Genomic DNA, 14188 nt, shown 5'->3' with positions numbered 1-14188 from the left:
CATATAGACAATGTTAATCCTGCATCTGACGTTTTACTTGATAAGGTAAGTACAAGACTAGTAAAACCAAACCAGCTCCCAGCAAGGCTAGAAGGGCTAGTTTTTCTTGGAAGGTAATCACCCCAACAACTAATTCCACAAGTAAAACAAAACTGGTCAATCCTCGGACTACCGCCTGCAAACCTTTTTCCTTTTGCCCCTTGTCCAGTGGAAAGAGTTGGGTCAAATACTGGTAGTCAAAGGCGTGATAGAGGGCCAGCAACTGGAAGAGCAAGAGGTAGTTAAAGAGAACCACCACTGCTGTCGCAATCCAAGCTTGCTCGATAAAGACCTGCGCCAGTATGGAAAGCAAGAGCAGACGAAGACTGAGCGCAAAGAGGTCTCCATTTCGCAGATAAGAACGCAGATAGAGATTTTGCCAAATCTTCCCAGGCACCTTCTGAACAACCTTTAGGATAAAGTCCAGATAGGCACGACGCTTGACGCTGTTTGAAATTCCTTTGACCTGCGTAAAGAGGGCAAAGAAACGAAGCAAGACTTGCTTACGCTTGCTTTCTTGAGAAATAACATAGTCCCAGTCCAGCCCAGTTTCCGTGAAAAATTTGCTGACCTTTTGACGAAAGAGGAAATATTTTCCTACTCCCAATAAAAACACATAGATCAGAAAAACAGGCAAGTCATAGCCCATTGCCAAAAATAAGGGCGCAAATAACAGCAAGAAAAGGGTCTGGACAAAGAGCCAAAAGGCTAGAGAAATGCCAGTTTGACGCTTGAGATGGAGCTTGATTTCCTCTTCTCCAACTAAGAGAAAGAGCTTGTCTGGAGCCTCCATATAGGTGGCAATTCCTCCCCAAAGCAAAAGTAAAACAGAGGTAATTCCTACAAATAAAAGAATAGGCCAATGATTTTCAGGAAAATCTTGCAAGAGTTGACTGTACTGGTAGGCTAGAAAGCCCAGCAGGACAAGCAGGAACAAGACAAAGTGGTCATTAAGAACATAGCGCAGATAACCGACACACTCCTTACGAAAAGCCTGCTTTCTCTTTAAAAACAAGTCTTTCATAGCTCCTCCTCTTTGGTCAGAGCCAAGTAGATATCATTCAAACTAGCCTCAGGCATGTTAAAGGCTTCGCGCAGTTGCGAGAGATTTCCCTTGGCACGAACCTCTCCCTTGTGGAGAATGACAAAGGCATCACACATCTTCTCCGCCGAATCCAGCACGTGGGTACTCATGAGAATGGACTTGCCTTTTTGCTTTTCCACTTCCAAAAGCTGAATCAAGTCCGCAATAGCTAGCGGATCAAGACCAAGGAAAGGCTCATCCACGATAAAAAGACTCGGATCCACCACAAAAGCACAGATAATCATGACTTTCTGCTTCATCCCTTTTGAAAAATGAACAGGAAACCAGTCTAATTTCTGATCCAAACGGAACATTTTCAACAAAGATTCTACTCGCTCAAAAGCCATTTTCTGCTCTATTCCATAAGCCATAGCCACTGTTTCAATATGCTCTCTGAGAGTCAATTCCTCATACAGACTAGGTGTCTCAGGAATGTAGCCAATTTGCTTACGGTAGTTAGTCGCATCTCCTTGCAGGGTCAGACCATTGATATTGATGGAGCCACTATAAGGTGTCAACAGACCGATAATCTCATTGATTGTCGTCGATTTACCAGCACCATTGAGACCAATCAGACCGACCAGCTGCCCACTTTCAACAGTAAAGGATACATCTTTCAAGACAGGGACATGGACATAGCCACCTGTCAGGTTTTTAATTTCTAACATATTTTCTCCAAATCTGGTATAATGTAGCTATATTATATCAAAATTCAATACAGTAGAGGTAGATTTTATGTCAGATTGCATTTTTTGTAAAATCATCGCAGGGGAAATTCCTGCTTCAAAAGTATACGAAGATGAGCAGGTTCTTGCCTTTCTTGATATCTCTCAAGTGACACCAGGGCACACCTTGGTCGTACCAAAAGAACACTATCGCAATCTCTTGGAAATGGACGCTACTAGCGCCAGCCAACTCTTTGCCCAAGTACCAAAAGTAGCTCAAAAAGTCATGAAAGCTACCAAAGCTGCTGGTATGAATATCATTGCCAACTGTGAAGAAATCGCCGGGCAAACAGTCTTTCATACCCACGTTCACCTCGTACCTCGCTACAGTGCGGACGATGACCTCAAGATTGATTTTATCGCCCACGAACCAGACTTTGACAAACTTGCTCAAGTCGCTGAAACCATCAAAAATGCCTAAGGAGTTGCCATGAAATTATCCAACCTACTGCTATTTGCAGGAGCTGCAGCCGGAAGTTATCTGGTCACAAAAAATCGCCAAACCATCACAGATGAAGTCTTGAATACCACTGACCGCGTTCAAGCTATCAAGGATGATGTGGATATTATCCAAAACAGCCTACAAATCATTGACCAGCAAAAAGAACTCATCAAGGAATACCAAGAAGACCTGACTTACAAGTTTAAGGTCTTGGAAAAGGATATCCAGACTAGACTAGCTGTGATTAAAGAAACACAGGAAACTGAAGATAAGTAAAAAGAGCCCGACGGCTCTTTTTAAAACGTAAACAAGTTATATCCCATCAACTATACATCACAATTTAGACAACTCACTCACCATTTCACAACTAAATCGAAGACTTTCCGCCGTAATGAAAACACCTGAAACAGCTTGATTTCAGGTGTCCGGAAACTTTGAGACCTAGGCTCAAAGTTTAGGTATGGAACTTCGAAGAAGGTCGCTACCGTCCGTCATTACTTAAGGAAAATCTTAAAAAATCTATAAAGTAAAAAGAGCCCGACAGATCTTTTTGCTTTATTCTCCTTCAAAGGCATCTTTAATATGGTCAAAGAATCCCTTTTTCTTTGGATTGACTTTTAAATCACCCGCAGCTGCGAATTCTTTCAAGGCTGCTTTTTGGCGGTCGTTCAAGCCTGTCGGTGTTACGACATTAACGGTAACGTATTGGTCACCAACTGCACCGCCACGAAGGCTCGGAGCTCCCTTACCACGTAAACGGAATTTCTTACCAGTCTGAGTTCCCTCTGGGATAACCAATTCAACATCACCGTGAACCGTTGGGATATCAACTGTATCACCAAGAGCTGCTTGGACAAAGTTGAGATTGAGATTGTAGAAGATAGTGGTTCCTTCACGTTCAAACTTGTCGCTGGCTTCCACAGAAACCACTACATACAAGTCACCATAAGGTCCACCATTAAAGCCAGCTTCACCTTGGCCTGCTAGGCGAATTTGTTGACCAGTTTCCACACCAGCAGGGATTTTGACATGTACACTATGGGCTTGTTTTTCATGACCTGTTCCGTGACAAGTTGTACATGGATCTTTGATTTCTTTTCCGCGACCATGACAGACATCACAGGTTACTTGGCGACGCATCATACCAAGCGGAGTCTGCGTATCAACGTTAATGACACCAGCTCCATGACAGCGTCCACAAGTGACTGGACTTGTTCCTGGCTTAGCACCAGAACCGTTACATGTACTACAGCTTGCTTCACGGTTGTACTTAACCTCTTTTTCAGCTCCAAAAATAGCTTCTTCAAATGTCAAGTTCACACGATACTGGAGGTCATCCCCTTGACGAGGGGCATTTGGATTGCGCGAAGCACCACCACCGCCAAAGAAACTTGAGAAGATATCTTCAAAACCACCGAAGCCTCCTGCCCCATCGAAACCGCCGAAACCACCAGCTCCACCAAAACCACCGTTGGCTCCAGCAGCACCGTATTGGTCATAGGCAGCACGTTTTTGGTCGTCACTCAAAGTCTCATAGGCTTCCTGAACTTCCTTGTACTTTTCCTCAGCACCAGGCTCCTTGTTGATATCTGGGTGATATTTTTTCGAAAGCTTACGATAAGCCTTTTTGATCTCGTCTGCCGAAGCGTTTTTTGACACCCCCAGACGATCATAAAATTCAGTATTGTTCATACAAGATACCAAGACCGTAAAATTCGACTGAAAAATAGGAAATCTGACGCTGGAGCGATGCTCCTAGACAGATTTATCTTTTTTCTGAGAATTTAGGTCGTGTTCAATTCCTTTCTGTTATATTGAGTAAGAAATTTGGGAACCCGTGTTCAATTTTCTGAACACCCTTGTTCCTTTCTATAATTTTCATGTAAATCTTTAGAAGCTGTTTTCTATACTCTGCTTCACTTGATCAAACTCTTCATCTGATAGAGTAAATATCAAATCCTCTTCAGCATACTCGTTCTGTTCTTTAAAATAGTTGTCCGTATTCTCCGCCAACCCTAAACCGAAAATCACTTTTCTTGCAAACTCTTGATGTGCAAAACCGATAGCCGTAATGATTTGTTTATCTTGGACAAGAACTTTCGGTTGGAAATTTTCACGTGGAAGAAATTCAAAATAGTCAAAGAAGTTTTGCCAAATTCCACCTGTAAATTTCGTGTCGTTCAACAAGCCTGCTTTCGCCAATAAAAGGGGCGCTGAAGAAATGGCTGCAATTAGGATATCTTGCTCATTAAGACTTCTCAAAAACGAGATTAATTTCTCATCTTGTAGAGCAGGACCTATATTTATCATTCCTGGCAAAATCACACAAGAATAATCTTCTATACGGATTTGATTCAATGTTTTCGTCGGTTGACAGGGCAAACCATCCTCAGAGACCACCATCGAATTCTCAGATGTTACATAATCAATCGTGATATCAAAAGACAGAGCTAAAGTACTCGTTAAAGTGGTTATCTCATAAAGAGAAAAATTAGGATAAATGATACAAAGTACTTTTTTCATACGTAACATCCTCTATTTTATCGAAAAACAGAGGCTGGGTTGCAACCTCTGGATTTCTTCTTATCATTACGACGTTCGAGTTTTAAAAATCAAACTAGTAATGCTAAATCGAGCACGCCCTAACCTCTTGGCGAAAAAGACAAATCTTTCTAGAAACTAAAGTTTCTGCGTCAGATTTCCTATTTTCACTGTGAGGTTTTAACGGGCTTTGCATCTTACTTTTCAGTAAACTCTCCGTCTACGACGTCATCGCCTGCGTTTCCTGTGGCTTGTGCGCCTTCTGCTCCTGCTTGAGCTTGTTGGGCTGCTGCGGCTTGTTCGTAGAGTTTCACAGCAAGTCCTTGAGCTTTTTCGTTCAATGCTTCAAGTTTTGCTTTCATGTCGTCCAAGTTGTTGTCTTCTTGAGCTTTCTTAAGGTCATCAAGAGCAGCTTGGGCAGCGTCACGTTCTGCGTCGAATCCTTTGCCTTCAGTTTCCTTGATAGTCTTTTCAGTCGCAAAGATAGCTTGGTCTACTTCGTTACGAAGGTCAACTTCTTCTTTACGTTTCTTATCTGCTTCAGCGTTAGCTTCTGCATCTTTCATCATGCGGTCAATTTCTTCGTCAGTCAAACCTGAGTTAGATTGGATCACAATTGTTTGTTCTTTTTGAGTTCCAAGGTCTTTAGCTTTAACAGACACGATACCATTCTTATCGATGTCAAATGTTACTTCAATTTGAGGAATTCCACGAGGTGCAGCTGGGATATCTGTCAATTGGAAACGTCCAAGAGTCTTGTTATCTGCCGCCATTGGGCGTTCACCTTGAAGAACGTGGATATCAACGGCTGGTTGGTTGTCTGCTGCTGTTGAGAAGACTTGTGATTTAGATGTTGGAATAGTTGTGTTACGGTCGATAAGTTTTGTGAAGACACCACCCATTGTTTCGATACCAAGTGACAATGGTGTTACGTCAAGAAGGACAACGTCTTTGACATCACCAGTGATGACACCACCTTGGATGGCAGCACCCATAGCAACTACTTCGTCAGGGTTTACTGATTTGTTTGGTTCTTTACCAGTTTCAGCCTTAACAGCTTCTACAACGGCTGGGATACGAGTTGAACCACCAACAAGGATAACTTCGTCGATTTCTGACAAGCTCAAACCTGCATCAGAAAGGGCTTGACGAACTGGAACTTTTGTACGTTCTACAAGGTCACGAGTCAAGTCGTCAAATTTGGCACGAGTCAAAGTCATTTCCAAGTGAAGAGGTCCAGCCTCACCTGCAGTGATAAATGGCAAGCTGATTTGTGTTGAAGTTACACCAGAAAGGTCTTTCTTCGCTTTTTCAGCTGCATCTTTCAAACGTTGCATTGCCATCTTGTCAGTAGACAAGTCAATGCCGTTTTCTTTCTTGAATTCTGCTACCAAGTGGTCAATGATTTTTTGGTCAAAGTCGTCACCACCAAGTTTGTTGTCCCCTGCAGTTGACAATACGTCGAAGACACCGTCACCCAATTCAAGGATAGATACGTCGAATGTACCACCACCAAGGTCAAATACCAAGATTTTTTCTTCTTTGTCAGTCTTGTCCAAACCGTAAGCAAGGGCTGCTGCAGTTGGTTCATTGACGATACGTTCTACTTCAAGACCAGCGATTTTACCAGCGTCTTTTGTTGCTTGACGTTGAGCATCGTTAAAGTAAGCTGGAACTGTGATAACTGCTTTGGTTACTTTTTCACCAAGGTAGTCTTCAGCGTAGCCTTTCAAGTATTGAAGGATCATAGCTGAGATTTCTTGTGGAGTGTATTCTTTTCCATTTGCAGAAACTTTTTCAGAAGTTCCCATCTTAGATTTGATAGAGATAACTGTATCTGGGTTTGTAACTGCTTGACGTTTTGCAGCGTCACCAACGATGATTTCTCCATTTTTGAATGAGACTACAGATGGAGTTGTACGGTTTCCTTCTGGGTTTGCGATGATTTTGCTTTCAGTTCCTTCAAGAACTGCAACTGCTGAGTTTGTTGTACCTAAGTCAATACCGATAATTTTAGACATGTGTTTTTCTCCTTAAATTTTATATTCTATTTTTCTTTTTGATACTCTTCTTAAGTGGCGGCGCCGTCAGAGCTTGACTTCGTCAATCTCTTTGACTAAACTTTGAGCCTAAGGTCTAAAAGTTTGCGCAAATAGCGCCACGGCGAAGAGTATCGTCTTTGGTTCGCTTCGCTCACTATTGCAAAGCCAAATATATTTTATCTTTCTTCATAGTTTATTGTCGTTTCGGACAAGTTTTTTAAGTTCTCTAGCCTAGTTGTACACCACTACCATAGCTGGGCGTAGGATGCGGTCATGGAGTTTGTAGCCTTTTTGGAAAACTTGAGCGATGGTATCTGCTGGGTGTTCATCGTCTGCTGGAAGAGTTTGGATGGCCATATGATAGTTATGGTCAAATTCACCGTCAGCTGCGATTTCTTCGATTCCTTCTTCTTTCAAAGCGTGAATCAAGCTTTCTTGCACCATTTCCAAGCCCTTCTTCACATCATCTGTCAAACCTTCAACTGCGAGTGCACGCTCAAGGTTGTCCAAAGAAGGGAGAATCGCTTTTGCCAAGTCCTGGCTACGATAACGTTGCAAATTTTGACGCTCTTCATTGGCACGGCGTTGGATATTTTGCATTTCTGCATGAGCGCGAAGATATTTATTTTCGAACTCATCTGCACGTTCATTTGCCAAGTCCAATTCAGACTTCTCAGGAGTTGTTTCTTCTACCGTTTCCACAACTTCCTCTTCTTGAACTTCTTCTACTTCTTCATTTTTTATATCTTGGGCCATTTTCGCCTCCTTTAATGATTTCAATCTTAATGTACTTCGTAATGATTACTGCTGAGGTAGCGGTAAAAATCTGTCAACTTCATGGTCAAAACACGATTGACTACATTGACTTGGTTGATTAATTGCTGATAATCCAGATTAACTGGACCGATAATGGCTAGAATTCCAACTCCCCGATAAGGAATGAGGAACTTGCTACTAATCACCGCTAGGTCGGCTAGACAGGACTCTTGACTGTCTGCAACACGAACGTTTTGCATCTGATCTTCACGCAGACCCTCACGAATCTCCAGAGCCACCTTTTGCGGTTGGTCAAAGAACTGATAAGCTGCCAGATTGGCAAAATTCAAGAGATTGACTTTGCCCGCCACCACAATGTTTTCGTTGAACATTTCCTTAAAGATATGTTCAAAGAGATCGATAACATTGTCCGTTGTTGTAAAGTAACGCTGGATAATCTGCGGAATCTCCGTCCGAATCTTGTAGTGAATATCTAGAACGGTGTGGCCGAGGAAACGTTCCTGAATGATGCTCTTCAGCTTCAGCAAATCCTCCTGCAAAAAGTTCCTTGGAATCAGAAACTGACTGGTAACCGTTCGAGACTCGTCTAGGGTGAATACCGCCAAGGCTGTATGTTGCCCCAAAACAACGATATCAAAGGCTGTCAAACGTTGCCTGCTCGGCTCAACATCCAGTGCTACTACCGTACAGCCACTCAAGTCTGTCAGCAGGTTAGCAGCCTCTTGCAGAATATCCTCCAATTTGAAGAATTCCTGATCAAAGGCTTTGACAATCTCATATACCTCATTTTCAGCTAGTCGGTCAAAATCCAGTGAGTGTTTCACATAGTACTGAAAACCAGCAACACTTGGCATCCGACCACTTGAAGTATGGGCCTTCTCAAGCAACCCTTGCTTTTCTAGAGCCGCCATGTCATTACGAATGGTTGCACTGCTAGAGTTAATAGACTCTTGCAAGGCTTTGGATCCGACAGGTTCGTGCGTTTTGGTAAAGATGTCAATAATCAGATTTAAAATATCCTGCTGACGCTCTGTAACCACCTCATCACTCCTCTCTGTCTGATCGATTAGCACTCGATACACTCAAGTGCTAACTTATGATTCTATTATACACCCTTAAAAGAGAATGTCAAGACAAAAACTCAAAAAATTAGCACTCTTTTGCCAAGAGTGCTAAAAATCAGTCTAAAGACCTAGAACCTTACTGTTTATCTACTCGGTATGCCCTTTTAAGCCTTAAATAGCCATGAATTAAATAAGAAATCATAAAGGCATATAAAAGAAAAATAACGAAGAAAGACATAGAAAGTTCTTCTTTAAATAAACTTATACAAACAACCAAACCACCTAAGAAAGTAGCTGCACATGAACGAAATCTATATCGCATAACTTCCCATCTGAGCCCCTTACTCATATAGACTTGATCCTCTGGAAGTATATTAGAAGCCGGTTTACGAAAAATTGAATAAAAACCTCTTTCTATCAATTCCCAACCTCTATTTCTAAAATCTTGCAGTTCATGCTTATATTTTTTAAGAAATCTAGAATCATAGATACGGTAGATGACATCGTCTGGTTGACATTGGTCAAAATAGAAAAAACCAAAACGACTCGTTCTATACCTCCAACCTTTCAAGTGCATCTCATGTAAATATTCTTCTTTCTTATCCTCATCAAGAATCGTAAAAATCCGAAATTGTAGTTTGCTTTTCATCATCGCACCTCCAAATTAGAAAACATGCATGGTTTTATTTATCAGATAATTCTTTCCACTTTTGAAACAATCTCCAAAAAATATAAGACATCTGAATCGAATGAACTATCAATAAAACACCATCTATTATAACAATCAAAAACATTTCCCAACTGAAAGAACTACCTCCAGTGACAAACTTTGAGAAAACCGGTAGTAGAGCTAAAAAGAGAAGCAAAATAGGAAGCATCCGCCTCGTTAAAATCCGTTTGACCATAGCTAGCTTCCCGGCCGCGTCATTATAAATTTCAAACTCGGCATCCAACTCAATTCCAGAATGAAGCTTTCTAAAGTAGGAAAAACCATTAAAGTCTGTAATATGCTCCCATCCACAGTCTTTAAATAATTGTAAATAGGAGGCTCTCTCTGATTTTTTCATAGGATAAAAGTCCAACTGATAAGACACCTGCTCCGGTTGGCACTTTTCAAAAGTATACTTAACCGCAACTACTAAGTTAGAGTAGGTCACTTCCTTGAGTTTCCAGCCCTCAGCATGCATTTTTCTAAGATATAAAGCCTCTCTATCATAATCCGCAATGGTAGCAATTCTATAAACAACCTTCTTTTCCATCATCTTTCCTCCAGACTGTTTCTATAGAGCCGTTCAATACGTTTCAATTCAATATCTAAGACTTTTCTTCCCAAGTCTGTAATCTGATAGATTTTACGCTTCTCCTCTTCTCGGACAAAGGAAATCAAACCATCCTTTTCCATTTTTGACAAGGTTCCATACATAGTTCCAGGACTAATCGAAACTTGCAAATCTGTCATCTCCTTGACCTTTTGCGTAATACTGTACCCATGACCTTCCTTTTGCAGACAGAACAAGATATAAAAGCCCGTTTCCGTCATCGGAAGATAAACTCGACGAATCTTATCCGTTAATTCCATTTATAGCTACCTCCTATCCAGTTCGATATATCGCACTTCGTTATATAAAATATATCACACCTCGATATAAAATACAAGAAAAAAAGATTATCCTCACGGACAATCTTCCTTCTATATTAGTATTAGTAAAGGTCTAAATAATTATCAATTTCCCATTGTGAAACGAAGGTTGCATAACTTGCCCATTCGATTCGTTTGGCTTCAAGGAAACTAGTATAGATATGTTCTCCGAGAGCCGCTATGACAACTTCATCTTCTGTCAAAGCTTTCAAAGCGTTGTGAAGGGTTGATGGAAGGTCTGTAATACCAGCTTCCTTACGCTCTTCTGCTGTCATGATGTAGATATTTTCTTCGATAGGAGCTGGTGCTTCGATTTTATTCTCAATACCATGCAAACCAACTTCCAACAGCACAGCCATAGCGATGTAAGGGTTCGCCATTGGATCCACTGAACGCAACTCAAGACGAGTTCCCATACCACGTGAAGCAGGCACGCGCACAAGTGGCGAACGGTTACGACCAGCCCAAGCAATATAAACAGGCGCTTCATAACCTGGAACCAAACGTTTGTATGAGTTAACCGTTGGGTTCATGATGGCAGTATAGTTGTAGGCATGCTTAATCAAACCACCAAGGAAATGGTAGGCCGTTTCTGACAACTGCATTCCTTTTGGATCATTTGGATCAAAGAAGGCATTGTTTCCTTCTGCATCAAACAAGGACATATTACAGTGCATACCTGATCCGGCAATACCAAATTTTGGTTTGGCCATAAAGGTTGCGTAAAGACCATGTTTGCGAGCAATGGTTTTAACAACGAGTTTAAAGATTTGAATCTTATCACAAGCACGGAGAACTTCATCGTACTTAAAGTCAATCTCATGTTGTCCAACCGCAACCTCATGGTGACTTGCTTCTACTTCAAATCCCATTTTGGTCAAGACATTGACAATCTCACGACGTGTATTGTCCGCAAGGTCAGTAGGCGCCAAATCAAAGTAGCCACCCTTGTCATTTACTTCAAGTGTTGGGTCTCCATTTTCATCAAGTTTAAATAGGAAGAATTCTGGTTCTGGTCCAAGGTTGAAGGACTTGAATCCCACTTCTTCCATGTGACGAAGAGCACGTTTCAAATTGCCACGAGGATCACCTGCAAATGGCTCACCTTCTGTTGTATAGACATCACAGATCAAACCTGCAACACTTCCATTTTCATCTCCCCAAGGGAAGACTGTCCATGTATCCAAGTCAGGGTACAAGTACATATCTGACTCATTGATACGTACAAAACCTTCAATAGAAGATCCATCAAACATAGCCTTATTTGACAAGACTTTATCTAACTGTTCATCTGTAGCAGGAATTTCGACGTTTTTCATGGTTCCCAAAATATCTGAGAACATGAGACGAATAAAGGTAACATTTTTTTCCTTGACTTCACGACGAATATCTGCAGCTGTGATTGGCATGAGTTTTCTCCTTAATGTATAACTACTTGCGGTTGCCTAACCGCGACCAAAAGGTGACCGTACTGAAGCAAAGCGACCCTGTTGGAGGAGTTCATTATGAAGTGCACGACGCACCTCAGTCTGACTCACCGCTTTCTTGGATTTCGCTTCACGTTCAGCATATTTTTTCTTGATGGCAGCGATATTATAACCTTCAGAGATATAATCTTTGATTTCAAGCAGACGATCCATGTCATTCAAGGAATACATGCGACGGTTCCCTTCGTTTCGATCAGGCTTAATCAACTCTTGATCTTCATAATAACGAATCTGACGCGCCGATAGGTCGGTCAACTTCATAACACTGCCGATAGGAAAAACAGCCATATTTCGGCGAAATTCTTTTTCCTTCATTTACAATTTCCTTCTTTCTGTCTATTATAGTCTAAAAAAAGACAAACGTCAATTGATAATGTTATAAAATGTAACATTATTTTTCTTTTTTCTCTAAAATGAGCCGAATACGATCAATATCGTAATTTACGAGAATTGCGACAAAAACTCCCATGAAAGTTTCTGATACACGCGCAAACACGTACAAAATCGTTTCCCCACTCGGAATTGATAAGGTAATGATTAACATAGCTGCTACACCACCAATAACCCCTGCTTTGTTATTCATGGCTACATTTGTCATAATGGTTAACATGGTGCAGATTGGAACAACAACTAAGGTTACCCAAAAGGCTTCGTGGAAAAAACTATTTATTAGGAAGAAAACCAAGGCATAGAGGCCACCGATACTATTTCCTAGAATACGCGAAGTCCCAAAATGAACACTCTTATCAAAACTCTCCCTCAAGCTAAAAACGGCTGTCAAAGCACCGATTTGAAGACCTTTCCAGCCAAAAAAGCCAAAAATCAAGAGAACTAGAAAAACAGCAATACCTGTTTTAAAAGTTCGCATACCAAGTTTGAACTGGGATTTATCGAATTTATATTTTTTAAAATAACTCATAATCTCAACCTTCTATTTCCATTTTATCATAAATTGGCTGATTTTATGAGGAATAGTTGAGAGGAAGCGTTTTTATTTCAAGCAAAAGAAAAGAGGAACTTTCATCCCTCTCTTCTTTGATTTATTTATAAAATCTTATTTTTCTGTCAAGGCTGCAAGTCCTGGAAGAACTTTACCTTCAAGAAGTTCCATTGATGCTCCACCACCAGTAGAGATCCATGAGAATTTGTCTGCACGGCCAAGGTTAATCGCTGCGGCAGCTGAGTCACCACCACCGATGATTGATTTAACGCCTGGTTGTTTCACGATAGCGTCCATGACACCGATTGTACCAGCTTGGAAGTCTGGGTTTTCAAATACACCCATAGGTCCGTTCCATACAACTGTTTTGGCACCAGTCAAAGCTTCGTCAAATTTAGCGATAGATTTTGGACCGATGTCAAGACCAAGGAAGCCTTCAGAAACTGCTTCACCTTCAGTGTCACGCACTTCAGTGTAACCAGCAAATGCGTTAGCTTCTTTTGAGTCAACTGGCAAGATCAATTTACCGTTTGCTTTTTCAAGAAGAGCTTTCGCAACATCCAATTTGTCTTCTTCTACAAGTGAGTTACCGATTTCGATACCTTGTGCTTTGTAGAATGTATAAGTCATACCACCACCGATAAGGACTTTATCAGCTTTTTCAAGCAAGTTTTCGATAACACCAATCTTGTCTGAAACTTTTGAACCACCAAGAATGGCTACGAATGGACGTTCTGGAGTTTCAACTGCTTCTTGGATGTAGGCAATTTCGTTTTCAAGAAGGAAACCAGCAACTGCTTTTTCAACGTTTGCTGAGATACCAACGTTAGATGCGTGTGCACGGTGAGCTGTACCGAATGCATCGTTTACGAAGATACCATCTCCAAGTGATGCCCAATATTTACCAAGTTCAGGATCGTTTTTAGATTCTTTCTTGCCGTCAACATCTTCGTAACGAGTGTTTTCAACCAAGAGAACTTGTCCATCTTCAAGAGCGTTGATAGCTGCTTCCAATTCAGCACCACGAGTAACACCTGGGAAAACAACGTCTTGGCCCAATTTAGCTGCCAAGTCTGCTGCTACAGGAGCAAGTGATTTACCAGCTTTATCAGCTTCTTCTTTCACACGTCCAAGGTGAGAGAAAAGAATTGCACGTCCACCTTGTTCGATGATGTACTTAATAGTTGGAAGAGCTGCTGTGATACGGTTGTCGTTAGTGATTACGCCATCTTTCAATGGTACGTTGAAGTCAACACGAACGAGGACTTTTTTACCTTTCAAGTCAACGTCTTTAACAGTAAGTTTTGCCATGTTACAAAAACCCCTTTATTTATTTTATTCGAAACTATTATATCACACTTTGGAAATATAAGGAAAGATTTCACAAGATTTTTCGATATTTAATCTT

16 protein-coding genes are annotated in these 14188 nt (G+C 41.2%); 2 read left to right on the top strand and 14 right to left on the bottom strand.

The annotated features are described in order from the left end of the window. Positions 1–13: 13 nt before the first annotated feature. Both NMM26_RS06245 and NMM26_RS06240 read right to left on the bottom strand, forming a co-directional pair. Positions 14–1063 carry an ABC transporter permease gene (locus NMM26_RS06245; RefSeq protein WP_125447817.1) on the bottom strand — a complete coding sequence of 350 codons (1050 nt, stop codon included), beginning with the start codon at positions 1061–1063 and terminating at the stop codon, positions 14–16. Beyond that, complete coding sequence (locus NMM26_RS06240) at positions 1060–1791, bottom strand: ABC transporter ATP-binding protein (RefSeq protein WP_254754017.1); 732 nt, start codon at positions 1789–1791, stop codon at positions 1060–1062. The genes NMM26_RS06245 and NMM26_RS06240 overlap by 4 nt, the downstream gene beginning before the upstream one ends. 67 nt (positions 1792–1858) lie before the next feature. On the opposite strand from NMM26_RS06240, the gene NMM26_RS06235 reads away from it, so the two are divergent. Beyond that, positions 1859–2269, top strand: coding sequence for an HIT family protein (locus NMM26_RS06235; RefSeq protein ID WP_001278317.1), 411 nt, complete (start codon positions 1859–1861; stop codon positions 2267–2269). 9 nt (positions 2270–2278) lie between these two features. Then, entirely contained in the window at positions 2279–2566 is a 288-nt protein-coding gene (locus NMM26_RS06230; RefSeq protein ID WP_049487998.1) for a hypothetical protein, read from the top strand. 279 nt (positions 2567–2845) lie between these two features. Here NMM26_RS06230 and dnaJ read toward each other — a convergent pair whose 3' ends face one another. From dnaJ to pgk, 12 genes are all read right to left on the bottom strand, one after another. Next, positions 2846–3982, bottom strand: coding sequence for a molecular chaperone DnaJ (dnaJ, locus tag NMM26_RS06225; RefSeq protein ID WP_001066308.1), 1137 nt, complete (start codon positions 3980–3982; stop codon positions 2846–2848). A 198-nt stretch (positions 3983–4180) separates the two neighbouring features. Next, positions 4181–4813, bottom strand: a complete 633-nt coding sequence (locus NMM26_RS06220) for a DJ-1/PfpI family protein (RefSeq protein WP_101782648.1) — start codon at positions 4811–4813, stop codon at positions 4181–4183. 215 nt (positions 4814–5028) lie between these two features. Beyond that, entirely contained in the window at positions 5029–6852 is a 1824-nt protein-coding gene (dnaK, locus tag NMM26_RS06215) for a molecular chaperone DnaK (protein WP_000034661.1), read from the bottom strand. Positions 6853–7104: 252 nt separating this feature from the next. Continuing rightward, positions 7105–7629, bottom strand: a complete 525-nt coding sequence (grpE, locus tag NMM26_RS06210) for a nucleotide exchange factor GrpE (RefSeq protein ID WP_000046038.1) — start codon at positions 7627–7629, stop codon at positions 7105–7107. Positions 7630–7655: 26 nt separating this feature from the next. Further along, positions 7656–8690, bottom strand: a complete 1035-nt coding sequence (gene hrcA, locus NMM26_RS06205; protein ID WP_000255759.1) for a heat-inducible transcriptional repressor HrcA — start codon at positions 8688–8690, stop codon at positions 7656–7658. 160 nt (positions 8691–8850) lie between these two features. Continuing rightward, positions 8851–9363, bottom strand: coding sequence for a DUF2812 domain-containing protein (locus tag NMM26_RS06200; protein WP_218493998.1), 513 nt, complete (start codon positions 9361–9363; stop codon positions 8851–8853). A 34-nt stretch (positions 9364–9397) separates the two neighbouring features. After that, positions 9398–9973, bottom strand: coding sequence for a DUF2812 domain-containing protein (locus NMM26_RS09665; protein WP_004238824.1), 576 nt, complete (start codon positions 9971–9973; stop codon positions 9398–9400). Beyond that, entirely contained in the window at positions 9973–10293 is a 321-nt protein-coding gene (locus tag NMM26_RS06190) for a PadR family transcriptional regulator (protein WP_000423971.1), read from the bottom strand. Before NMM26_RS06190 ends, NMM26_RS09665 begins: the two co-directional genes overlap by 1 nt. A gap of 122 nt (positions 10294–10415) precedes the next feature. Beyond that, positions 10416–11762 carry a type I glutamate--ammonia ligase gene (glnA, locus tag NMM26_RS06185; protein WP_049501990.1) on the bottom strand — a complete coding sequence of 449 codons (1347 nt, stop codon included), beginning with the start codon at positions 11760–11762 and terminating at the stop codon, positions 10416–10418. A 36-nt stretch (positions 11763–11798) separates the two neighbouring features. Further along, on the bottom strand, positions 11799–12155 hold the full coding sequence (glnR, locus tag NMM26_RS06180) for a transcriptional repressor GlnR (protein ID WP_000659548.1): 357 nt from the start codon (positions 12153–12155) through the stop codon (positions 11799–11801). A 76-nt stretch (positions 12156–12231) separates the two neighbouring features. After that, complete coding sequence (locus NMM26_RS06175) at positions 12232–12759, bottom strand: aromatic acid exporter family protein (protein ID WP_218493988.1); 528 nt, start codon at positions 12757–12759, stop codon at positions 12232–12234. Between the two features lie 135 nt (positions 12760–12894). Then, the gene (gene pgk, locus NMM26_RS06170; protein ID WP_001096743.1) at positions 12895–14091 is read right to left on the bottom strand and encodes a phosphoglycerate kinase; all 1197 of its coding nucleotides are present in this window, start codon (positions 14089–14091) and stop codon (positions 12895–12897) included. Between the last annotated feature and the right edge of the window lie 97 nt (positions 14092–14188).

It is taken from the genome of Streptococcus sp. CF7_Ac1-8 (assembly GCF_024295435.1).
GTDB classification, from domain to species: domain Bacteria; phylum Bacillota; class Bacilli; order Lactobacillales; family Streptococcaceae; genus Streptococcus; species Streptococcus mitis_AP.
Note: the sequence above shows the minus strand (reverse complement) of the source record. Positions and strands in the feature narration are given on the sequence as shown.